Origin of the sequence: Corynebacterium sp. Marseille-P4611 (assembly GCF_916618765.1) — a bacterium.
In the GTDB taxonomy this organism is placed as follows: domain Bacteria; phylum Actinomycetota; class Actinomycetes; order Mycobacteriales; family Mycobacteriaceae; genus Corynebacterium; species Corynebacterium marquesiae.
Genome location: NZ_CAKAKD010000001.1, coordinates 2562898 through 2583611, shown reverse-complemented (window position 1 = coordinate 2583611; position 20714 = coordinate 2562898). Strand labels below are relative to the sequence as shown.

21 protein-coding genes are annotated in these 20714 nt (G+C 60.4%); 12 read left to right on the top strand and 9 right to left on the bottom strand.

Annotated features, from left to right (window positions below; all coding sequences use genetic code 11):
* Positions 1 to 183: 183 nt before the first annotated feature.
* Positions 184 to 966 (top strand): hypothetical protein, encoded by a 783-nt coding sequence (locus LG376_RS12420; protein WP_225747338.1) that lies wholly within the window; start codon positions 184 to 186, stop codon positions 964 to 966.
* On the opposite strand, the gene LG376_RS12415 is transcribed toward LG376_RS12420, so the two are convergent.
* The 3 genes from LG376_RS12415 to LG376_RS12405 are packed head-to-tail and all read right to left on the bottom strand — an operon-like array spanning position 963 to position 5220.
* Entirely contained in the window at positions 963 to 1586 is a 624-nt protein-coding gene (locus LG376_RS12415; RefSeq protein ID WP_225747337.1) for a DUF3239 domain-containing protein, read from the bottom strand. The genes LG376_RS12420 and LG376_RS12415 overlap by 4 nt on opposite strands.
* The gene (locus LG376_RS12410; RefSeq protein ID WP_225747336.1) at positions 1583 to 3208 is read right to left on the bottom strand and encodes a DNA repair helicase XPB; all 1626 of its coding nucleotides are present in this window, start codon (positions 3206 to 3208) and stop codon (positions 1583 to 1585) included. Before LG376_RS12410 ends, LG376_RS12415 begins: the two co-directional genes overlap by 4 nt.
* Positions 3205 to 5220 (bottom strand): helicase-associated domain-containing protein, encoded by a 2016-nt coding sequence (locus LG376_RS12405; protein ID WP_225747335.1) that lies wholly within the window; start codon positions 5218 to 5220, stop codon positions 3205 to 3207. The genes LG376_RS12410 and LG376_RS12405 overlap by 4 nt, the downstream gene beginning before the upstream one ends.
* A gap of 66 nt (positions 5221 to 5286) precedes the next feature.
* Here LG376_RS12405 and LG376_RS12400 point away from each other — a divergent pair, with 66 nt between their 5' ends.
* The gene (locus tag LG376_RS12400; protein ID WP_023022020.1) at positions 5287 to 5472 is read left to right on the top strand and encodes a hypothetical protein; all 186 of its coding nucleotides are present in this window, start codon (positions 5287 to 5289) and stop codon (positions 5470 to 5472) included.
* 121 nt (positions 5473 to 5593) lie between these two features.
* A protein-coding gene (locus LG376_RS12395) for an IS3 family transposase (protein ID WP_370633397.1) occupies positions 5594 to 6936 on the top strand; the annotation gives its coding sequence in 2 pieces (ribosomal slippage) (positions 5594 to 6035 and positions 6035 to 6936; 1344 coding nt in all).
* A 65-nt stretch (positions 6937 to 7001) separates the two neighbouring features.
* On the opposite strand, the gene LG376_RS12390 is transcribed toward LG376_RS12395, so the two are convergent.
* Positions 7002 to 7631 (bottom strand): resuscitation-promoting factor Rpf1 domain-containing protein, encoded by a 630-nt coding sequence (locus LG376_RS12390; protein ID WP_304505945.1) that lies wholly within the window; start codon positions 7629 to 7631, stop codon positions 7002 to 7004.
* Between the two features lie 320 nt (positions 7632 to 7951).
* On the opposite strand from LG376_RS12390, the gene LG376_RS12385 reads away from it, so the two are divergent.
* Positions 7952 to 8332, top strand: coding sequence for a cold-shock protein (locus LG376_RS12385; protein WP_005323875.1), 381 nt, complete (start codon positions 7952 to 7954; stop codon positions 8330 to 8332).
* Here LG376_RS12385 and LG376_RS12380 read toward each other — a convergent pair.
* Both LG376_RS12380 and LG376_RS12375 read right to left on the bottom strand, forming a co-directional pair.
* Positions 8329 to 8907 carry a DUF2771 domain-containing protein gene (locus LG376_RS12380; protein WP_225747334.1) on the bottom strand — a complete coding sequence of 193 codons (579 nt, stop codon included), beginning with the start codon at positions 8905 to 8907 and terminating at the stop codon, positions 8329 to 8331. The genes LG376_RS12385 and LG376_RS12380 overlap by 4 nt on opposite strands.
* 6 nt (positions 8908 to 8913) lie before the next feature.
* Positions 8914 to 9678 (bottom strand): glutaminyl-peptide cyclotransferase, encoded by a 765-nt coding sequence (locus LG376_RS12375; RefSeq protein ID WP_225747333.1) that lies wholly within the window; start codon positions 9676 to 9678, stop codon positions 8914 to 8916.
* Positions 9679 to 9716: 38 nt separating this feature from the next.
* Here LG376_RS12375 and LG376_RS12370 point away from each other — a divergent pair, with 38 nt between their 5' ends.
* The 3 genes from LG376_RS12370 to LG376_RS12360 are packed head-to-tail and all read left to right on the top strand — an operon-like array spanning position 9717 to position 12654.
* Positions 9717 to 10385 (top strand): DUF3027 domain-containing protein, encoded by a 669-nt coding sequence (locus LG376_RS12370; protein ID WP_225747332.1) that lies wholly within the window; start codon positions 9717 to 9719, stop codon positions 10383 to 10385.
* 49 nt (positions 10386 to 10434) lie between these two features.
* Positions 10435 to 11838, top strand: a complete 1404-nt coding sequence (locus tag LG376_RS12365) for an NCS2 family permease (protein ID WP_225747331.1) — start codon at positions 10435 to 10437, stop codon at positions 11836 to 11838.
* A 9-nt stretch (positions 11839 to 11847) separates the two neighbouring features.
* A complete protein-coding gene (locus LG376_RS12360) occupies positions 11848 to 12654 on the top strand; it encodes an RNA methyltransferase (RefSeq protein WP_225747330.1) in 807 nt (268 codons plus the stop codon).
* Here LG376_RS12360 and LG376_RS12355 read toward each other — a convergent pair.
* From LG376_RS12355 to serC, 3 genes are all read right to left on the bottom strand, one after another.
* Entirely contained in the window at positions 12615 to 13445 is an 831-nt protein-coding gene (locus LG376_RS12355; RefSeq protein WP_225747329.1) for a hypothetical protein, read from the bottom strand. The two genes, LG376_RS12360 and LG376_RS12355, sit on opposite strands and share 40 nt — an antisense overlap.
* Positions 13446 to 13447: 2 nt before the next feature.
* The gene (sepH, locus tag LG376_RS12350; RefSeq protein ID WP_225747328.1) at positions 13448 to 14323 is read right to left on the bottom strand and encodes a septation protein SepH; all 876 of its coding nucleotides are present in this window, start codon (positions 14321 to 14323) and stop codon (positions 13448 to 13450) included.
* A gap of 112 nt (positions 14324 to 14435) precedes the next feature.
* Positions 14436 to 15554, bottom strand: a complete 1119-nt coding sequence (gene serC, locus LG376_RS12345; protein ID WP_225747327.1) for a phosphoserine transaminase — start codon at positions 15552 to 15554, stop codon at positions 14436 to 14438.
* 160 nt (positions 15555 to 15714) lie between these two features.
* On the opposite strand from serC, the gene LG376_RS12340 reads away from it, so the two are divergent.
* The 5 genes from LG376_RS12340 (at position 15715) to LG376_RS12320 (ending at position 20704) form a co-directional block, all read left to right on the top strand.
* On the top strand, positions 15715 to 17007 hold the full coding sequence (locus LG376_RS12340) for a citrate synthase (RefSeq protein ID WP_225747326.1): 1293 nt from the start codon (positions 15715 to 15717) through the stop codon (positions 17005 to 17007).
* 123 nt (positions 17008 to 17130) lie between these two features.
* A complete protein-coding gene (locus tag LG376_RS12335; RefSeq protein ID WP_005323855.1) occupies positions 17131 to 17490 on the top strand; it encodes an FKBP-type peptidyl-prolyl cis-trans isomerase in 360 nt (119 codons plus the stop codon).
* Positions 17491 to 17559: 69 nt separating this feature from the next.
* A complete protein-coding gene (locus LG376_RS12330; protein ID WP_198492708.1) occupies positions 17560 to 18423 on the top strand; it encodes an aldo/keto reductase in 864 nt (287 codons plus the stop codon).
* A gap of 290 nt (positions 18424 to 18713) precedes the next feature.
* Positions 18714 to 19061: a DUF485 domain-containing protein gene (locus tag LG376_RS12325; RefSeq protein ID WP_225747325.1), complete on the top strand. Its 348-nt coding sequence runs from the start codon at positions 18714 to 18716 to the stop codon at positions 19059 to 19061.
* Positions 19061 to 20704, top strand: a complete 1644-nt coding sequence (locus LG376_RS12320) for a cation acetate symporter (RefSeq protein ID WP_225747324.1) — start codon at positions 19061 to 19063, stop codon at positions 20702 to 20704. The genes LG376_RS12325 and LG376_RS12320 overlap by 1 nt, the downstream gene beginning before the upstream one ends.
* Positions 20705 to 20714: the final 10 nt, after the last annotated feature.

Genomic DNA, 20714 nt, shown 5'->3' with positions numbered 1-20714 from the left:
AGGCTTCACCAAAGCTTGGGATACCGAACCCCGGTCGAAGTGGAAACCGAATTTTGGGACCAGCACCCGCCGCAAGCAATAATAGAAATCAAGGCAAATGCCTAGGAACAAAACCCGGGGCACTTCAAAAGGGTAGGGGATGCCGTTAAAATGGGCTGACAGCCTACCGAGGAGGCCGAACTGATGAGCTCACTGGCTGCCATCGCCTTGCCATTTTTTCAGAGTAGGACCCGATCCTTTCTTGATGAGGACCGGGCAGCTAGACGTGCACTGAAAATGCAAAATGGAATTGGCGTGCTCGATTTTGCCGTGGAGGACCCTTCGGAGGATCCAGCCCAAGTATTCTCGGTTGTGCAAGAAGCGCTGGAGATTGCCGTAGATGTGATAGCCAATGCGGATGACTCACTTGGCATGTTAAGTGAGGTTGTTGAAGAGCTTATCGAGCTCCATGCTAAGAGCGCACAGCGCGCCAAGCCTGCGCCAATGGAGCTGGCCGAGTGGTTCATTGATTTCCATGAGAGCAACGAGGTTGATTACTTCGATCTTGACCCTGTTGCATATTCAACGGTCCTCGGAGAAGACGGCCTGGCTCGGGTGCGCGCTTGGGCGGAAAACGCAGATGTTATCCGCCGTAAGTATATGGAGAAGCGCTTTGCGGTTTTAGATCAAGACGTCGAAGCAATCATTCGTACACACCTGGCTGAGGGTAGCTACGCGGTTTATTTCGAAGAGGCAGCTAAAGCCTTAGAAGAAATCGGTGAGAATGACGCTGCGTGGGAGTACGCGAAGCGTGGAACCGAATCTGATCCAGATTGGCAGGCGCGGTCTTGCGGGCAATTCTGGGTGGAACTAGCGAGGGATCATTTCTCCGAAAGGGAGGAAGAGGTCGCCCGGATAGTTCTCAACAAGTGGCCGGACCCGCTCCTAGAAGTAATGCTGTACCCAGAAAGGTTTGTGGAGCCCTAGAGAACTAGGAGGTCGAACTTCGTAGCTTTTACGTCGGAAAGGCGCTTGCGGGCGCGCTCGAGACGCTGCCACTGATCTTGGGGGATGGCTTTCCGGGCAATGGTGACGGTTTCGGCGTCAGGGGTGCCCCATGCGATGGGCATAGGGGTGATTTGCTGCCAGTGGTTGTTGTCCGCGCGGCCGGAAACAGCGGCGACGGGAACCTTGGTGCCCACGGTTCGCTGGATGCCGGGAATGGCAGTCACGGTGCGCAGGCAAGCGGCCCAACGGGGAGACAGGGAAGGATCCACGTTGGTGTTGACTAGGGCGAGCAGGACCATGTCGCGCTCGTTAACCTCAGCGATGACAGCCGGAGCGAGGGGATAGGAGTCATAGAGTTGCTGGGCGGTGCCGACTTTACGGGCGGCGGCAAAGCCGACGATGGCTACCATGATTCCGAATAGAATCATGCCGAGGCCGATGGTAATGCCCCAGGAAAATCCCCACCAGATGGCCGCGCCGCCGATGATGAGCAGGATGCCCAGCACGAGGCCGGAGATGCGAAGGCGGTTGGAATCGCGCAAGAGCTCGTTATTGGCCTTGGCAAAGGACTCGTCTACGTCGAACTTGAAGATTTTCATTGTTCCAAGTCTAGTGCGTCGATAAGCCGGTAGGCATATCCCTGCTCGGCGAGGAAACGCTGGCGGTGCACGGCGTAGTCCGCGTCGAGGCTATCGCGGGTGACCAGCGAATAGAAGAGGGCTTCCTCTTCCTTGGGGCGCAGCAGTCGGCCGAGGCGTTGGGCCTCCTCTTGGCGGGAGCCGAAGGTACCGGAGACCTGGATGGCTAGGGCTGCCTCGGGAAGATCGATGGAGAAATTGGCCACCTTGGACACCACGAGAACAGGAAGTGTGCCGTCGCGGAATTGTTGGAAGAGGCGCTCGCGCTTGGCGGTGGAGGTGGAGCCGTCGATAACGGGGGCGTCGAGATGTGCGCCGAGCTCCTTGAGCTGGTCAACGTAACCGCCGATGATGAGCGCCTGCTTTGGGTGGCGCGCCAGGATCTTGTCCACCGCACGGAGCTTTGCGGCGGCTTGGGCGGCGATGCGGTAGCGGTCGCGGGGTTGGGCGGTGGCATACAGCATGCGTTCCTCGGCGTCCATATCCACGCGGACCTCGATGCATTCGGCGGTGGCGATATAGCCGGCCATTTCGAGTTCTTTCCACGGGGCGTCGTAGCGCTTGGGTCCGATGAGGGAGAAGACGTCGCCCTCGCGGCCGTCCTCGCGCACGAGGGTAGCGGTAAGCCCTAGCCGACGCCGCGATTGCAGGTCCGACGTCATGCGGAACACCGGGGCGGGAAGGAGATGGACCTCGTCGTAGATGATGAGGCCCCAGTCGCGGGAATCGAAGAGCTCGAGGGCGCGGTATTCGCCCTTGGTTTTGCGGGTGACCACTTGGTAGGTGGCGATGGTGATGGGCTTGATTTCCTTCTTTTCGCCGGAGTATTCGCCTATTTCGTTTTCGGTCAGGGTGGTGCGGCGCAGGAGCTCGTCGCGCCATTGGCGGCCGGCGACGGTATTGGTGACCAGGATGAGCGTGGTGGATTCCGCCTTGGCCATCGCAGCGGCGCCGACGATGGTTTTGCCGGCGCCGCATGGGAGCACGACGACGCCGGAGCCGCCGGACCAGAAGGCTTCGGTAGCGTACTGCTGGTAGTCGCGTAGCTGCCAGCCGTCGTGATTGAGGGCGATGGGATGAGACTCGCCATCGACGTAGCCGGCGAGATCTTCTGCCGGCCAGCCGGCCTTGAGGAGGGCTTGTTTAAGGCGGCCGCGCTCGGAGGGCGGGACGGCGATGGAGTTCTCGTCGATGCGGGCGCCGAGGAGTTTTCCGGTAGCGCCGCGGGTAAGTTCTTCCAGGATGGGCGGCTCATCGGACTCGAGGATGAGGCCGTGGGCCGGGTGAGCGTGGAGGCGGACGCGGCCGTAGCGGGACATGGTTTCGGCGACGTCGACAAGCAGGGCTTGGGGGACCGGAAAGCGGGAGTAGGTTTCTAGGACGTCGACGACCTGCTCAGCGTCGTGCCCGGCCGCGCGGGCATTCCACAGCGCGAGCGGGGTGATGCGGTAGGTGTGCACGTGCTCAGGGGCGCGCTCGAGCTCCGCAAAGGGAGCGAGCGCGGCGCGGGCCTCAGCGGCCTGGGCGTGATCCACCTCGAGCAGGACGGTCTTATCCGACTGCACAATCAATGGTCCATTCATGGCTCCAGCGTAACGGAGGTGATTCGGTGCAAGGGAAACCGGATGGTAGAGCCATCGGCCGCGCGAGCGTCGATTTGCCCTCCCGCCACGGTCAGCGGGGTGACGGTGCGTTTCTTTTCGTTGCCGTTCTTATCCGCATAGCCGATGGTGATCGGCCGGGCAGTGCGCGCGGCGGCGTGGACTATGTCGAGGCTGGGAGTAGTAGGGGCGGCGTCGTCGCGCAGGGTGCGCATGGCCTTCGCGATGTCCGGGGAAGCGGTGGCTCGCCGGGCGGTGGGCGTCGGCAGGGTGGCCGGTTCGGGCGCGACGGTGAGGCTGGCGCCGCTTTCGTCCTCGGCCGCGGGGGAGAGTCCGTGGTCGCGCAGGCGCTCCAGCAGGTCGTGCACCGGCAATTGGGATACCGCGACGGTGGGCGCGAGCAGGCGCAAGGGCGCTGCCTTGAGCGCAATCTGGAGGAGAGCCGGGTCCTCGCTGCGCAGGTAGGACAGCGCCGGGCCGGAGCGCAGGGTGCCATGGCGCTTGGCGACGTCCCCGATGTGGAACTCCAGCGTCTGCGGTACCTCCCCGTGGGCTGCGAAGAAGGCCTGGATTTCCTCCCCAGTCATGCCACGATCGAGCCCGCGGCGCAGGGAAGCGTCCGAGATGCGGTAGACACTGGCCAGGCCGGGGGACTCGAGGTCGGCGACGGATTCGAGCCGCTGGTGGGTCTCCGGATCGAGCGGGCCGGGAACCAGGACGGTCATATCCGCTTGGATGAGGAAGTAATCGACCGTGTCGGGGGTCAGGCGGGCGGCGGCTTCGGGGGCGTCGATAAGCACGCTGGTGGGGCGCTCAAGGGCAATGGCGCCGATCCACTCGGCTTCCGCGCGGAGTTCCGCGATGGTTTCGTCCGAAGTGTGCGTGGCAAAGAGCGGAAAGTGGAAACGCAGGGACTCCCCGAAGGTGGGCTTCGCCCCGCGCAGGTAGACCTGCAGGACCTTTTGTCTAAATTCCGGCAGCCGGTCGTTGGTGTGCGCTAGCGTGCGGCCTTCCTTGGTCCATGGGGAGGCAGTCCACGCCTCGAGCAGGACCTGCCACTTTTCGGCGAGGCTCGCGTCGAGCCAGGCCTGGGCGAGCTCCGTTGGCGCGAGGAAATTGCCGTCGAAGTTTTTCGGTTCGCCGCGGCTGAGCAGGCGGGCGGTCATGCCGAGCTCAATGAGGCGACGCAGCTCCCCTTCATCGATAGTGAGGGTTTTGCTCAGGTTGGTGAGTTGGCGAACGCCGACGGTCTTGTCCTTGAGCAGTTCTATCGGCCGTGCGCCTAGGGCGTCAATGACGCGCTGCATGCCGCGCACGGCGGAAAGCCCGGCCGCAGTACCGGCATCATCGGCCTTGGGATCCGCGGCGGGGGATTCGGTGATCCCCTCTACCGGGATTGGGGCGGTGGGCTTGCCGTTGAGCGCCAGGTGCACGGCGCGAGGCAGGCGGACGGTGGTGGCGTCCACGCGCTGGAGCAGCTGCTTGGCGATGAGCCGCGGAATCGGCCGGGCCGGATCCGCATCGATGGCCGCATCCCGCGTGGTGCCCAGGCCATTGGAACGCGACAGGGTCTCGAGAACCTTCCGTTCTTCATCCGGCAGCTCTGCGATGTCCTCCGGGCTAACCTGGACCTGGTCGAGGAGGGACCAACCCGTGGGAAGAGCAGGCATGACCTCGGGCGGGATGAGGATGTTGCCGTAGGCCAGGCCGCGCTCCTTGAGCTGGCGGGTGATATCCGGATTAAGGTCTTCTACTTCTTCGAGTTCTCCTCCGCGGCGCGCGATGGCTTCGATTTCCGCAAGCTGCCGTGCAGTGCAGTTCATGAGCGCCCGCGCGATAGAAGTGCGCAGTAGCAGGCGGGTAGCGAGCGCGGCGATGCTCGGGGGTAGGGGATTGAGCACATCCGGCCGGTTGCGGAGGATGGTGGCGAGCTCTTCTTCCTCAAGGGAGGCGAGCCACGTGCGGAAATGCGGGAGGTGGGAAGACTGAGTCATGATGTCACCCCAGTTTAGTTATCGTTTGAGTTACGTTTTTGCGCAAGGTTTGAAATAATAAGGGCTATGTCGAATGAGAAGAAGGGTCACGTTTCCCCGGCTTGGCCGAAGAACGAAAATCGCGAGCATGCAATCACGGAAATCTCTGCGCCTTTTGCTGGTGCGTCCAGCCCCTACGGCGATGATCTGATCTTGCCGATGCCGGCAGAGAAGCTGAACTACGTTCACCCTTATACTCGCATCAATCGCTAGAGTATTTCCCCGCCTTGGTGCGGGGATTTTTCTTTCATACAAAAAGGGCCCCTTGCTACTGAACTGCTCCCCATTAGTTGGACTGAGAAATCAGTTTCCGATTAGTGGGGAGTAGTTTTCATTGAGAGCCCGAAGTTTGGTGAGTGAGCATCAGCGGGAGCAGTTGGTTGAACTATTTGAGCAAGGCATAGGCTATCGTGCCGCTGCTACTGCTCTTGGTGTCTCCACATACGCCGCCCGTATGCTCTATCGTCGGTTTAAACTGCATGGCAGACTATGTCTTGTGGAAAAACCGACTAAGCAGCAGTATTCGTTCGAAATCAAGAAGGAAGTTGTCCAACGCCACCTTTCTGGTGAGACAGCGATGAATCTTGCGCGCGAGTTTGGCCTGTCATCAGAGAAGCTGGTCAGCGGATGGTCGCGGAAATGGCGTAAAGGTGGCGATGAGGCACTAAAACCGAAGCCAAAGGGCAGGCCCAAAGGCTCGGTCACGCCGAAGCCGCTCTCGGAGGAAGCGAAGCTGCGTCGCCAGATCGCGCGGTTGGAAGCGGAAAACGCATATCTAAAAAAATTGCGGGACTTGAGGAATCAGGGACACGCCTGAAAGTTCAGGCGATTGTCATCCTCAAGTCACGGCATCGTCTGCAATACCTTTTGGATGCGGCCGGCATGGCACGGTCGACGTTCTTCTACCACCAGAAACGACTCAGCGAGCCGGATAAGCACGCTGCGCTCAAAGACGCAATCTTAGAAAGCTTCGAGCGTAACAAGCATCGCTACGGCTACCGACGAGTGCTACTTGACCTGCGCAACCAGGGATGGGTGGTCAATCACAAGCTCGTCTACAAACTCATGAGCGAGATGGGTCTTCGAGCCAAGGTCCGCCAGCGCAGGCCATATGTTTCTTATAACGGGACGATCAGCCACATTGCCGACAACACACTTGACCGCAAGTTCACTCCAGATAAGCCAAATACCGTCTTTGTTAGCGACGTCACCGAGTTCAGGGTCGCAGGCCGCAAGGTCTACCTGTCACCGGTGATGGATCTGTTCGACCGTTCAATCGTTGCCCACACCGTGGCTACATCGCCGTCGACAGCGTTTACCGCCGATTCTTTAACTAAGACGATTAAAACGTGTGCGCCTGAGCCTGGGTGGATGATGCATACCGATCAAGGTTTCCAGTACCAGCATTCGTCCTGGCGCAACCTGATTCATGACAACGGTGGTGTTCAGTCAATGTCGCGTAAAGCCAACTGTTACGACAACGCGGTCATGGAGAATTTCTTCGGGCACTTAAAAACCGAGATGTACCACGGAGAAGTCTTCGACACCGTCGCAGAGTTCAACCAGGCCATCGACGAGTACATCCAGTGGTACAACACCGAACGCATCCAACAACGACTCAAGGGTCTGACCCCGATGCAATATCGAAATCAGACCCTTGAAGCCCTAACCGCCTAGAATTAAACCAGTCCAACTTTCGGGGGCCAGTTCATACTGCAAAGGGGCCCTTTTATCGCTATGCCTTAGCGGGTGATGTTCTCAATCATCTGCGCAATCGGGTCGATGACGTTGCGGTTGGCAGAGTAGAAGTTGTTGAAGTCGTGGCGGTTAGCCTTGTACAGCTCGGTGAACTGCGGGGGCAGAGCCAGGCCGTAGGAGTTAGCGGCATTCTTGATGGTGTTGTACAGAGCATCAACGGCCAGCTCGTCGGACTTCTGAGCGGCAGCTTGCTTGACCGGAGCCGGTGCCTGGGCCGGAGCCTTAGGGGCAGCGGACGGAGCGGTGCGCTGGGTCGGAGCGGAGTTCAGGCCAAGGGAAGCGGAGCAAGCCGGCCATGCGCCCCAGCCCTGGGAGGCAAGCACGCGCTCGGCGACGACAATCTGCTGCTCGCGGGTAGCCTGGTCAGCGGTAGCAGCGAACTGGCCGCCACCATTGGCCTGCCAGGTCTGCGGGTTGAACTGCAGCCCGCCCTGGTAGCCGTTGCCGGTGTTGATGTGCCAGTTGCCGCCGGACTCGCACTGTGCCAGGCGGTCCCAGTCGGAATCTGGGGCAGCGGATGCGGTCGGTGCCATGATGGCAGCGGCGGCGCCGAAGGCGACGGTGCCGGCGGTGAACTTAGCGGCCATACGGTTCTTAGCGGAGTGGCGTCCCATGTAGTTAGTCCTCTCTGTGTGCCCGCATTAAGTGCAAAAATATGTACCAAAAAGAAAGGGCGGGCGAGGGCAACTTTCTTAACGGCTCTTAAGTGTTTGGAGGACAGCGTAGCGGTTTATAACGAAAGTGTCACGTTATGGGCACTAAACGGGAAAGAAAAGGGGCAAATGTGGTGGGTAAGGGGACGTTTCTGCAGGTGAGCAATAACTTGTGATCTATGTCATGTAAAGCGGGTGTGTCGCATCAGAGTGCGCGACTTCTGTTGTTTTGACCAGGCGGCTAAAATAAAGATTTTCCCCTAGAGAAGAGGTGGGTACCTATGCCTATTGGCAAAGTGAAGTGGTATGACGCCGAGAAAGGTTTCGGTTTCGTCAGCAACCCGGGCGATGAAGACGTTTATGTTGGCCGCAACGTGCTGCCCAAGGGAGTAGAGGAACTGTTCCCCGGCCAGCGCATCGACTTCGACTTCGCGGCCGGGCGCCGCGGTCCGCAGGCGCTGCGGGTCAAGGTATTGGATAAGCCGCGTCGCCGCACGCCGGCCCGCAAGCCGGAAGAGCTCGGCAGCATGGTCTCTGACGTAATGACCTTGCTGGAGTCGCAGATTCAGCCGGTGCTCAATTCCGGTCGTTACCCGGAGCGCAAGACTGGGCGCCAGGTAGCAGAAATCCTCCGCGCAATCGCGAAGGATTTGGATAGCTAATCAGAAGCCTTCGTGGATTCCTCCGCGGAGGCTTCTCGTTCTTTATCGGTCATCGTGGTCAGCGACCACACGGTGGCCAAGGGGGTTTCGTCGCCGTTGTCATCGGTGCCGATCATCATGGAGGAAATCTCCACCACCTTGAGTCGGGGGCGCTTGCCGGTAGAGGCCTTGATGGGTTCTACCGAGCCGGGGATCGATACCTCGGTGGTCTCGTTTGCGCCGTGCGCGGTCTCATCGTTGGCGGCGGGGTCATCGTAGATGGAAAGAATCTTCCACTCGTGGTCGGAGATTTCTTCGGGAATATCGAGCTTGAGGGTGTCATCATCGCCCACGGTGAGGTTCGGAACCTCGCCTTCCGGGCACTCGGAGCCGGGCTCGCATGCAATGTACGGGGCGACGTCGATGGACTTATCGCCCACGGAGGCGGTGACCTTGATGTCGCGGGGATCGGGACCCGGGCGCTGGTTCCACCAGTTTTGGAAGATCACTACGGCGGCGACGATGACCGCCACGACCACGATGAGGGCCAAGATCTGCAGCAGCGACTTTTTCCTTGCTTCCTTACGGGTTGCCATGGGCCTTTACCTTACTCGAACGTGGAAGAGTTCTTCCCACCGCTTGCCGGTAAGCCAGAACTCATCGTCTGTGATGTGCGCGATGCCGTTGAGGACATCATCGGGGTCGGTATAGCGGGACTTATCAATCGCGTCGGTGGAGATTACGGCGGTCACGCGGCCGGTGGAGGGATCGATGCGGTAGATGTTGTCATCCATCCACACATTGGCGTAGACGTCATCGCCCACGCACTCGAGTTCATTGATGTCTTCGAGGGGCTTTCCCTCTAGGGTGACGTCGGTAGTGGAGCGCTCCGCGAAGGTCTCTGGGTCCATGTGCCGCAGGGTCGCGGAGCCATCGGACATGAGGAGATCCTCGCCGGTATTGCACAGGCCCCAGCCCTCGCCTGAGTAGGTGGCGGTATCTACTTGGCGCAGGTCGTGGTCGTATTTCAGGGCTTGGCCGGACTTCCAGGTCAGCTGCCAGATGGAATCGCCGGCTTGGGTGATGCCCTCGCCAAAGTAGCTGCTATCCAGGCGCGTTTCGGCCAAGGTTTCGCCGGTTTCGGGGGAGAAGCGCTCCAAGCGGGATTCTCCCCATTGGCCGGTGCCCAGGAGCAGGTTGCCGTCCGGATCGGTTTCGAGGCCCTGCGTAAAGGAATTGGGCGGCAAGGAAGCGGTGCCGAGAACCTCGACGGAGAGGTGCTCTACTTCGGGTTCTGCTGGTGTAGAGGAACAGGCGACGAGCGTGCAGGGGAGGAGAATGCAGGCGGCGCGGGAAAGAAACGACATGCACCATATGTACCATCGCGTGCGCTCCATAATGAATAATGAGGGGCGTGAGTAAGCGAAAAGCAAATCCGTTGATCGATTCCCGCGCCGTGCGCATCGCGCGCGAGGCGTTGGATGAGGTGGGGGAAGGGGGCGTCGGCAAGCATATCGGCGTCGCCGGGATGGGCCGAAACGTTGCTACCCACCGATTTGAAGCAGAAATGCCTGGCTACCCTGGCTGGGAATGGCAGGCGGTGCTCGCCTGCGCGGAAGGATCGCGCTACGTCACCGTCAATGAGGTGGCGCTGGTGCCGGGAGGGGAGGCCCTGCAGCCGCCGGAATGGGTGCCCTATGAGGACCGCGTGCGCCCCGGTGACCTTGGACCCGGAGACCTGATGCCACCGGCCGTGGATGATTCCCGGCTAGACGGTGACAAACTTTCCAAGTCCGGCCTGGAAGACGCCAAGAAGCGCTGGCGCACCGAGTTTGGACCGAATACGGATATGGCGGCCAAGGCGCGCCTGCAATGCCGCACCTGCGCGTTTTATGTGCAGCTGATGGACAACTACGGCGTCTGCGCCAATGAGTACTCGGCGGACGGCCGAGTGGTGCACTCGCGCTATGGCTGCGGTGCGCATTCGCAGACGCGCGTGCGGGAAGAAAAGACCCCGGAAGTGGCCTTCGATGATGAAAAGCCCATCTTCCAGGATTTTGAAATCGAGGATTAAGGCAGCACACTTATGGCGTAAGACTCGCTGTACGTGAAAGGCGCAGGCGTTGAAAGCCACTCTCGATCGCTACTTCCATATCTCTGAACGTGGTTCCTCCATTGGAACCGAGCTACGCGCGGGAACGGTCTCGTTCTTCGCCATGGCCTATATCATTCTCTTGAACCCGCTCATCCTCGGTACTACCGAGGACGCGGAGGGCTACGCGCTGGGCGTGCCACAGGTCGCCGCCGCCACCGCACTGGTCGCCGGCGTCATGTCCATCCTTTTCGGCGCGATTGCCAAGTATCCCTTCCCTATGGCCGCAGGCTTAGGCATGAATACCTTCGTGGGCGTGAGCATGGTCGCCACCAGCGGGCTGACCTGGCAGGAATCCATGGGCCTGGTGGTCATCGAGGGCATCATCATCGTCCTGCTGGCCATCTCTGGTTTCCGTACCGCCGTCTTTGACGCCATCCCGCAGTCCATGAAGGCGGCGATGGGCGTGGGCATCGGCATGTTTATCGCCATGATCGGCCTCGTGGATGGTGGCTTTGTCACCCGCGTGCCGGACGCCGCGCACACCACCGTGCCGGTGGGCCTGGGCATCAATGGTTCGATTTCTACTTGGCCCGCGCTGGTCTTTGTCATCGGCCTCATTATCTGTTCGTTCATGGTCATCCGGAACGTGCCGGGCGGGCTCTTCATCGCCATAGTGCTCACCACCGTCATCGCGTTTATTATCCAGGCGTTTACCGGCTCCGAGGACTGGGGCATGGCCGCGCCCGTGAAGCCGGAGGCGCTCGGCGGCATTCCGGATCTGTCCATCGTGGGCGATGTGAACCTGGTGGGCGCGTTTACGAAGATCGGCGTGGTCTCCACCATCCTGCTGATTTTTACCCTGTTGCTCACCAACTTCTTCGACGCGATGGGCACCATGACCGGCCTGGGCAAGCAAGGCAAGCTTGTCGACGCCGACGGCAACCTCCCCGATATGAAGAAGGCCCTCGTCGTTGAGGGCTTTGGTGCAGTGGCCGGCGGCCTGGGCTCTGCTTCTTCGAATACCGTCTTTGCGGATTCCTCCGCCGGTATTGCCGATGGCGCCCGCACGGGCCTAGCCAACCTCATGACCGGTGTGCTGTTCCTCGCCGCGATGTTCCTGACCCCGCTCTATGAGATCGTGCCCATCGAGGCCGCTTCCCCGGTACTCGTCATCGTGGGCGTGATGATGGCCGCGCAGCTGACCGAGATCCGCTGGACCAAGATGGAGATCGCCATCCCCGCCTTCCTGACCATCGTGACCATGCCGTTTACTTATTCCATTGCCAACGGCATCGGCGTGGGCTTCATCTCCTTCGCGCTCATGTCCACCTTCGCCGGCAAGGCCAAGGACGTGCACTGGATCATGTGGCTCTTGGCAGGCCTCTTCGTGATTTTCTTTGGCATGGATCCGATTTCCAATGCTATCGGCTAGCCTAAGGGCATGCTGATTACTGACCCTGCAGACCCTCGCCTGGACGATATTCGGAACCTCAACAAATCCGATAAGTCCGGCGAGGGTCTCGTCATTGCAGAGGGCCCGCTGGTGGTCTCCCGGCTGGCCGAATCCCGGTTCCCCATGCGCTGCCTCGTGGGCTTTCCCAAGAAGGTGGAGGCCTATATTTCCGAGTATGGCGAACCCGAGTCCCCCATCTACGAGGTTTCTCGCGAGACCCTAGCGGAGGTGGCCGGCTTCGATATGCACCGCGGGCTGGTCGCCGCCGCGGACCGCGCCCCGGAGCCGGAGGTGAGCGAGATCGTGGAATCCGCCAAGACCATCGCCGTGCTCGAGGGCGTAGGCGATCATGAAAATATCGGTGCCATCTTCCGCCATGCCGCCGGCATGGGCGTGGATGCGGTGCTGCTGGGCTCCGGTGCGGCGGATCCGCTCTATCGTCGCTCGGTGCGCGTGTCCATGGGGCACGTGCTGCGCTTGCCCTTTGCCCATTTAGAGGGCGGGTTTACTACCTGGCAGCGTTCCTTGCAGGCGCTTGCCGACGCCTCCTTTACCCTCATTTCCTTAACCCCCAACCCCCAGGCGGTGCACTTGGCCGAGGCCATGCATGGCCTGGATAAGGTGGCGATGCTCGTAGGCGCGGAGGGCCCCGGCCTTACCGAACACGCAATGAAGGCCACCGATATACGCGCACGCATACCGATGGCCCCTGGCACCGATTCTCTTAATGTGGCGACCGCCGCCGCCATTTCCTTTTATGAGCGCCAGCGCTCCTTGAGCGACTTAAACGTCTGAGCGCTCCAATTGCCAATGAGCGAGCCCAAGTGCTTGGCGGTGGAGATGATTTCCTCGCCGGTGGATTCCGGCTCGGCGCTATGATCCTCGTAGTCGTCATAGTCGTTCAGGCCCAGCTTATTGGCCGACTGCGCGGCTAGTTCCCCCACGGTTTGCTTGGGCTTCGGCGGGTCGATCTTTGGCTCTGGGCGGCCATCGACGGCGTAGCCCACAACGTCCAGATCCGGGCCATCATGGCCCACCTCGATGCCGAGCCAGTGTTCCTGGGCTGCCTGCATGATGCCCTGCGGCTCAAAGGGGAGGGAAATCCCTCCGATCGGCTCGTACTTTTCGCCTGCCCAGTAGGGCGCCTCGAAGGGCTCAGGCAGACCGGTGTCCTCGTAGAGGTGCTCGCGGGTAGCGCATAGACAGCGCTTGAGCTCGCCGCCCTCCCACAGGGCGAAGCCGGCATAGCCTTCTTTCTCGTTGCTGGCCAGCGCAATGACGCGCTGGGCGGGCACCGCATTAAGGAGCGTTTCTGGCAGCTGGGAAAGGAGAACAGAATCCCCCTCGCAGACCGTTTGCACCACGGTGATGCCGGGGTAGCCGCCGATGTAGTACTCGTTCGGATCCGTCTGCGCGGAGCGGTTGAGCGGGAATTGCCCAATCGGCGTGACCGGGAAGGTCGGGTCCAGCTGGGCGAGGAATTTTCGCCCAAAGCCGCGATCCGCCTTGGGCTCGGTCTTCAACACCTCTTCCGCATTGGGTTGAGAGATGTACCAGAGAGTAAGTACTGCGTGAGAGATGTCCACGATTAGTCCCTAGGGCGCTTGGTATTGGAGCGAACACCGAGCAGCACGTCCTCCCAATGCGGGGTGACAGCCTGGCGGCGGCGTTTGGTGGGCTTTTCTTCTGGCGAGGGGTTCTGCAAGAACTCCTCTTCCTCCGGCTCTTCCGGAGGGGTGGTCGGCGCCGTGAGGTCGGTGACGTTGCTCGGCTGGTCGCCATCGATAGCTTCGTCATAGCGGCCGCTGCCCAGCGAGGTCAGCGAGCGCACCGGCTGGACGAAATCCGGGTCTGTCAGGTCCGCGGCCACCGAGTTGCGCGCCTCCACCGTGGCAGGCGAGGACATGGACTGCTTGAAGTACCACTCCGCCTCGTTCTCGGACAAGCCGGCCTTCCACGTCACGCGCACGATCCAGGCCTCGCCCTGGTGGCGGTAGGCGTCCCAGCTGGACTCGGAGAGCGAGTGTCCGCGGGCGGCAAAGGCGGTGGCCAGAACCTCCCACAGGGTGAGTTTGGCCGGTCCGTCCTCGCGGACGGGGTGTGCCTGCTTGGCAATCTCCGCGATGCGGTTGCGCTCCAGCATGACCGGGTAGGCGAAGGGCTCGATGCGAGATTCGGTCACGCCCATTTCTTCCGCCAACTCCGCCGCGGAGGCGCCGGCGCGAATGCGGTTTTGGATCTCCGCCGGGCGGATCTTTGTCTCTTCCACCGGTTCCGGTTTGGTGGGCTTGGCCAGGCTGATGGCCGGAGCTGCCGGTTCCTCTTCCGGGGTTTCTACCGGCTCGCCCTGCAGGGCCTCGCGCAGCTCATCGGTGATGGAGAGGAAAAACTCTTCGCCGTCTTCGGTGCGCAGCACCAAAGAGGTTTCGGTCGATTCGCTGTCAACTGGGAACAGCTCGCGCATAATAGGGCGCTCCTTTTGCCTATCGACGGCGGACAAATCTGTGATGCATTCAACTATAACGTGAAAATGCCCCGCGGCCTGCGAGGCGGCGGGGCATGTTGGGGGTGATGCGTTAATTCGCATCCAAGACATAGTCGATGCATTGGGTCAGTTTGGCGATATCGGCCGGCTCAATAGCCGGGAACATGCCGATGCGCAGTTGGTTACGGCCCAGCTTGCGGTACGGCTCCACGTCCAGGATGCCGTTGGCGCGCAGGGTGGCGGCGAGCGCTGCGGCGTCGACGGACTCGGAGAAGTCGATGGTGCCCACCACGAGCGAGCGGGACGCAGGCTCCGCGACGAAGGGAGTGGTCTCCGGGCGGGATTCGGCCCAGCTATACAGCGTGGTGGAGGACTCCGTAGTGCGCTCAACCATGCCGTCCAGGCCGCTGTTGGCATTCATCCACTGGAGCTGGTTATCCAACATGAGCAGGGTGGCGATTGCCGGGGTGTTATAGGTCTGGTTCTTGCGGGAGTTATCTACTGCCGTCTGCAGGTTGAGGAAGGTGGGGATATAGCGCTCGGAGGCGTTGATTTTCTCAATCCGCTCCAGTGCGGCGGGGGACATGGCGGCGAACCACAGGCCGCCGTCGGAAGCAAAGCACTTTTGCGGCGAGAAGTAGTAGACGTCCGTATCGGAGATGTTTACGGGCAGGCCGCCTGCACCCGAGGTGGCGTCCACGACCACCAGCTGCTGATCGTTGCGGGGGTGCGGGCGGGTGACTTCTGCCATCGCGCCGGTGGAGGTTTCATTGTGTGCCCAAGCGACGACGTCCGCCTCCGCAGAAAGTTCGTGCGGGTCGGGTGCGGTGCCCACGGGGGACTCCACGATGGATGGGGCATCGAGCCAGGGTGCACCCGCGGCGGCCTTGGCAAATTTAGTGGAAAACTCGCCAAAGGTGAGATGGGCGGAGTGGCGCTCAATGAGCCCAAAGGTGGCCGCATCCCAGAAGGCGGTGGCGCCGCCTAGAGAAAGGACGATCTCGTAGCCCTCTGGCAGGGAGAAAAGATCGCTCAAGCCTTCTCGCACCGAACCTACGAGGTTCTTTACCGCCGGCTGGCGGTGGGAGGTGCCCATGACCGCGGGGTCAATGGCCGCAAGCTGGTCGGGGCGAACCTTGGAGGGGCCGCAGCCAAAGCGGCCGTCGGCAGGCAGGAGGTCGGCAGGCAGCGTAAGTTCGGGTGTGCTCATGCAAGTCAGTGTAGAACAGTTCCGGTCGAACGGCAGTTATTTTAGCCGGCCAAATCCTGTTGGCGGCGTCACAAAGTTTGCTAAAGTGTGAAGAGGTATCAAGCTAGCTTCCTTAAGTTAGTGCTTAATAGTGACTCTTCACATAGAGAAAGGAACTTCCGTGGCTTCTGAAGACAACAAGGTAGTGCTCCAGTACCCAGGCGGCGAGTACGAGATGGACATCAAGCAGTCCACCGAGGGTGACTCCGGCTTTGACATTTCCAAGCTCCGTAACGAGACCGGGCTCGTTACTTTCGACCCTGGTTATACCTCCACCGGTTCCACCGAGTCCAAGATCACCTTCATTAACGGTGAAGAGGGCATCCTGCGCCACCGCGGTTACGATATCGCGGACCTGGCGGAAAACGCTTCCTTTAACGAGGTTTCTTATCTGCTGATCAAGGGGCATCTGCCTAACGAGGAAGAGCTCAGCCACTTTAACCGCGAAATCCGCCACCACACCCTGTTGGATGAGGACTTCAAGGCCGCGTTCAATATCTTCCCGCGCAACGCGCACCCAATGGCCGTGCTGGCTTCCTCCCTTAACATTCTTTCCGCGTACTACCAGGATCAGCTTGACCCGCTGGACCCGGAGCAGCTGGATAAGGCCACCGTCCGTCTGCTGGCTAAGGTTCCAATGCTGGCGGCCTATGCTTATCGTGCTTCCCAGGGTAAGCCTTATATGTACCCGGATAATAGCCTGAACGCCCGCGAAAACTTCCTGCGCATGATGTTCGGCTACCCGACTGAGGAGTACGAGGTTGATCCGGTTGTAGCTAAGGCCCTGGATAAGCTGCTTATCCTCCACGCTGACCACGAGCAGAACTGCTCCACCTCCACCGTGCGCATGATTGGTTCCGCTCAGGCTAATATGTTTGTCTCCATCGCCGGCGGCATTAACGCCCTGTCCGGCCCGCTGCACGGCGGCGCAAACCAGGCCGTTCTGGAGATGCTGGAAGATATCCAGAACAACCACGATGGTGACGCTACCGACTTCATGAACCGCGTGAAGAATAAGGAAAAGGGCGTTCGCCTCATGGGCTTTGGCCACCGCGTGTACAAGAACTACGACCCACGCGCGGCAATCGTCAAGGAGACTGCCCACGAGATCATCGATCACTTGGGCGGCGACCCAATGCTGGATCTGGCCATGAAGCTGGAAGAAATTGCGCTCAGTGACGATTACTTCGTCTCCCGCAAGCTCTACCCGAACGTGGACTTTTACACCGGCCTGATCTACCGCGCCATGGGCTTCCCGACGGACTTCTTTACCGTCCTCTTCGCCATCGGCCGCCTGCCGGGCTGGATTGCACAGTACCGCGAGCAGCTGGAGATCAACACCAAGATCAACCGTCCGCGCCAGATTTACACCGGCGAGACTTTGCGCAAGGTTACCCCACGTAACGAGCGCTAAAGCGTCCCGCGGGGTCGCCAAATTAAGCCGAATCGGGTGGTAGCACCTATAATAGGTGCAGCTCGGTTCGGTTTTTAATGCGACCGCACGAACAAACTAGATTTCCCAAGGAGAATAATCCCCATGGATAAGCCTGTTATTGAAGCCCAGTCTGGCCCAGCGCCGACCGACCTTGTCGTAGAAGACATCGTCGTCGGCGACGGTGCTGAGGCGCAGCCTGGTGCCGTAGTGGAGGTCCACTACGTCGGCGCTGAATACGAGACCAACCAAGAATTCGATTCCTCGTGGGACCGTGGCCAGTCCATCGAGTTCCCGCTGACCGGTCTCATCGCCGGCTGGCAAGAAGGCATCCCGGGAATGAAGGTGGGCGGTCGCCGCAAGCTCATCATCCCGCCGGAAAAGGCCTACGGCCCCGCCGGTGGCGCGCACCCGCTATCCGGCCGCACCTTGGTCTTTATCATTGACCTCATCCGCGCCGACTAGAAGCGCTCGACCCCAGGGTTCGCCCTGGGGTTTCGTCGTTTTCGGCGCGGTCAGAAAAACTGCGGCACAATGGAGGGCATGACTGTGCCAACCGTAACTTTCAATGATGACCGCGAAATGCCCCAGCTGGGCTTGGGTACGTACAAGCTATATGACGAGGAATGCATCCGCGTCATCCGCGAGGCCATCGATTTGGGCTACCGCCACTTCGATACCGCCACGCTCTACAAGAATGAAGAGGCAGTAGGCACCGCCCTGAAGCAGGCAATGGATGCCGGCGACGTCACCCGCGATGAGCTCTTTATTACCTCCAAGGTATGGCACTCCCACCAGGGGGAGCACAAGGTGGAAGAGGCATTCCAGCAGTCGCTTAAGGATCTGCAGCTGGACTACCTCGACCTGTACCTTATCCACTGGCCGTGGCCGCAGGGTGGCCTGTACAACGAGACCTTTGAGGCTATCGCCCGCCTGCAGGGCATGGGTCAGATTGCGTCCATCGGTGTGGCGAATTTCTACGAAGACGTGCTCAAGGATCTCATTTCCACCACCGGCATTTCTCCGGTGCTCAACCAGGTGGAGATTCACCCGGGCTTTACCCAATCCAGCCTGCGCGCCTTCCATCACGATAATGACATCGTCACCGAGGCATGGGCCCCGCTGGCACGTGGCGTTGTGCTCAATAACCCCGCAATCGAGCAGGCTGCTGCTGACCACGAGGCCACCGAGGGACAGGTAGTACTGTCGTACCTCATGTCCAAGGACATCTCCGTCATTCCGAAGTCCGCGCGCACCGAGCGCTTGAAGGAAAACTTGGCCGCCACCGAGCTAGAGCTCACGGCGGAGGAAGTATCTGCCATTGACGCCCTTGAGGGCCAGGAAGGCTTTGGCCGCATGTTCAATGACCCGCGCGAATTCCCAGGCAACGAAGAGTAACATCAACCGCCGATTAAGCCCCCTCACAGGGGCTTTTTCTTTTGCCAAGCGGCTGTTAACAATCTTTACAAGGGGTAAAAAATTCTTCCTTCGGGGGTAGTTTGCTAAAGATGTTATTCCAGTTCAGTGAAGCCTATGGGGTTAAAAGGGTGGGGGAGTGGAAGCTTTTCTTGGCAGAGTTTACAACCTTGCAGAAAATGTTCTGTAACTTACAGATCAGCGTGGATAGTGAGAAGTAACACACTATCTCGTGTGACCTAAGTTCCTCTCACCCAAGGAGACGATGCTCTATGAGTGACGTAGCTGCAACTCCTGTCTCGCGCCGCGAACCCACCGGTAGCGAGTTCATTGCGATGCGCGACTCCGCCCAATTCGGCGAGCTGCGCCGCACCTACCGGAGTTTTACCTTCCCTATGACCGTGGCCTTCTTCGTGTGGTACGTGGTCTACGTTCTAGCCGCCGTGTTTGCCCCTGACTTCATGGCGATCGAGCTCGGCGGTGGCTGGAACGTCGGGCTGGTTTTCGGCCTAGCCCAGTTCCTCACCACCTTCATCATCACGTGGATCTACGTGAAGTACGCCAATAAGAATATCGAGCCGAAGTCGGCCGCCATCCGTGAAGAGCTGGAGGGCAACTAATGACTACCACCACCCTCGCCGCAGAATCTTCCGCCGGCAATCCCATCTTGAATATCTCTATTTTCGGCATCTTCCTTTTCATCACCATGGCGGTGGTGCTGCGCGCCGGAAAGACCACGAAGAAGGCCTCGGACTTCTACACCGGCGGCGGCACCTTCTCCGGACGCCAGAACGGCCTGGCCATCTCCGGGGACTACCTCTCCGCTGCATCGTTCCTGGGCATCGTTGGCGCGGTGGCACTCAACGGCTACGACGGCTTCTTGTACTCGGTAGGCTTCTTCGTTGCTTGGCTGGTAGCACTCATGCTCGTTGCCGAGCCCATGCGTAACGTCGGCCGCTTTACCATGGCGGACGTCCTGTCCTTCCGCCTGAAGCAAAAGCCCGTGCGCGTGGCGGCGTCCATCGCCACCCTCTTCGTCACGCTTTTCTACCTCATCGCGCAGATGGCCGGCGCCGGCTCCTTGGTTGCGGTACTGCTGGATATCCATGAGTTCAAGTGGCAGGCCCTCGTCGTGGGCATCGTGGGCGTGCTCATGATTGTCTACGTCCTGGTCGGCGGCATGAAAGGCACCACCTACGTGCAGATGATCAAGGCCGTGCTCCTGGTAGCCGGCGTGGTCATCATGTGTTTCCTGGTCTTCATTGCCCTGCGCGGCGGCTTTAGCGCTCTGTTTAATAACGCCATCGACATGCATGCCGCCTCCGAGCAGATTAAGGAGAAGGGCTACGAGGCTAAAGACATCATGGCTCCGGGCCTGCAGTACGGCGCCACCACCGCCACCAAGCTGGACTTTATTTCCTTGGGCATTTCCCTGGTGCTCGGCGTGGGCGGCCTGCCGCACGTGCTGATGCGCTTTTACACCGTGCCCACCGCTACCGAGGCGCGCCGCTCCGTTACCTGGGCGATCGTTATTATCGGTGCCTTCTACCTTATGACCCTAGTCCTGGGCTACGGTGCGGCAGCACTGGTGGGTCCGGACCGCATTCTCGACGCCCCGGGCGGCGCCAATGCCGCAGCGCCACTACTCGCGCTCGAGATCGGCGGCTCCATCTTCATGGCGATTATTTCCGCCGTGGCCTTCGCTACCGTGCTCGCCGTGGTTGCTGGCCTGGCCATTACCGCCTCTGCATCCATTGCGCACGATATCTACCACGCGGTTATCCGCAACGGCGAGTCCACCGAGGCTGAGCAGGTCCGCGTCTCCCAGGCCACTGTGGTGGTCCTTGGCATCGTCTCCATCATCTTGGGCATCCTGGCCATGACCCAGAACGTGGCATTCCTGGTCTCCCTGGCGTTTGCGGTGGCGGCCTCCGCCAACCTGCCGACCATCCTGTACTCCCTGTACTGGCGCCGTTTCAACACCGCGGGCGCGGTGGCTTCCATGTATACCGGCGTGGTGTCCTGCCTGGTGCTCATCTTCTTCTCCCCGGCAGTCTCCGGTTCTGAGAGCTCCATGTTCCCAGGTGCGGACTGGGCTATCTTCCCGCTTTCCTCGCCGGGCTTGGTCTCCATTCCGCTGTCCTTCTTCGTCGGCTGGTTGGTGTCCATCATGACCAAGCCGGACAACTTTGAGGAGCTTTCCGCAGAGATGGAAGTGCGCTCCCTTACCGGCGTGGGCGTGGAGGCACCCGTGCAGCATTAATTGCTTGAAA

Excerpts from the sequence above, each read along its gene's own strand:
- LG376_RS12420 (WP_225747338.1), top strand. The coding sequence starts at position 184 with ATGAGCTCACTGGCTGCCATCGCCTTGCCATTTTTTCAGAGTAGGACC.
- LG376_RS12415 (WP_225747337.1), bottom strand. The coding sequence starts at position 1,586 with ATGAAAATCTTCAAGTTCGACGTAGACGAGTCCTTTGCCAAGGCCAAT.
- LG376_RS12410 (WP_225747336.1), bottom strand. The coding sequence starts at position 3,208 with ATGAATGGACCATTGATTGTGCAGTCGGATAAGACCGTCCTGCTCGAG.
- LG376_RS12405 (WP_225747335.1), bottom strand. The coding sequence starts at position 5,220 with ATGACTCAGTCTTCCCACCTCCCGCATTTCCGCACGTGGCTCGCCTCC.
- LG376_RS12400 (WP_023022020.1), top strand. The coding sequence starts at position 5,287 with ATGTCGAATGAGAAGAAGGGTCACGTTTCCCCGGCTTGGCCGAAGAAC.
- LG376_RS12390 (WP_304505945.1), bottom strand. The coding sequence starts at position 7,631 with ATGGGACGCCACTCCGCTAAGAACCGTATGGCCGCTAAGTTCACCGCC.
- LG376_RS12385 (WP_005323875.1), top strand. The coding sequence starts at position 7,952 with ATGCCTATTGGCAAAGTGAAGTGGTATGACGCCGAGAAAGGTTTCGGT.
- LG376_RS12380 (WP_225747334.1), bottom strand. The coding sequence starts at position 8,907 with ATGGCAACCCGTAAGGAAGCAAGGAAAAAGTCGCTGCTGCAGATCTTG.
- LG376_RS12375 (WP_225747333.1), bottom strand. The coding sequence starts at position 9,678 with ATGTCGTTTCTTTCCCGCGCCGCCTGCATTCTCCTCCCCTGCACGCTC.
- LG376_RS12370 (WP_225747332.1), top strand. The coding sequence starts at position 9,717 with ATGAGGGGCGTGAGTAAGCGAAAAGCAAATCCGTTGATCGATTCCCGC.
- LG376_RS12360 (WP_225747330.1), top strand. The coding sequence starts at position 11,848 with ATGCTGATTACTGACCCTGCAGACCCTCGCCTGGACGATATTCGGAAC.
- sepH (WP_225747328.1), bottom strand. The coding sequence starts at position 14,323 with ATGCGCGAGCTGTTCCCAGTTGACAGCGAATCGACCGAAACCTCTTTG.
- serC (WP_225747327.1), bottom strand. The coding sequence starts at position 15,554 with ATGAGCACACCCGAACTTACGCTGCCTGCCGACCTCCTGCCTGCCGAC.
- LG376_RS12335 (WP_005323855.1), top strand. The coding sequence starts at position 17,131 with ATGGATAAGCCTGTTATTGAAGCCCAGTCTGGCCCAGCGCCGACCGAC.
- LG376_RS12330 (WP_198492708.1), top strand. The coding sequence starts at position 17,560 with ATGGAGGGCATGACTGTGCCAACCGTAACTTTCAATGATGACCGCGAA.
- LG376_RS12325 (WP_225747325.1), top strand. The coding sequence starts at position 18,714 with ATGAGTGACGTAGCTGCAACTCCTGTCTCGCGCCGCGAACCCACCGGT.
- LG376_RS12320 (WP_225747324.1), top strand. The coding sequence starts at position 19,061 with ATGACTACCACCACCCTCGCCGCAGAATCTTCCGCCGGCAATCCCATC.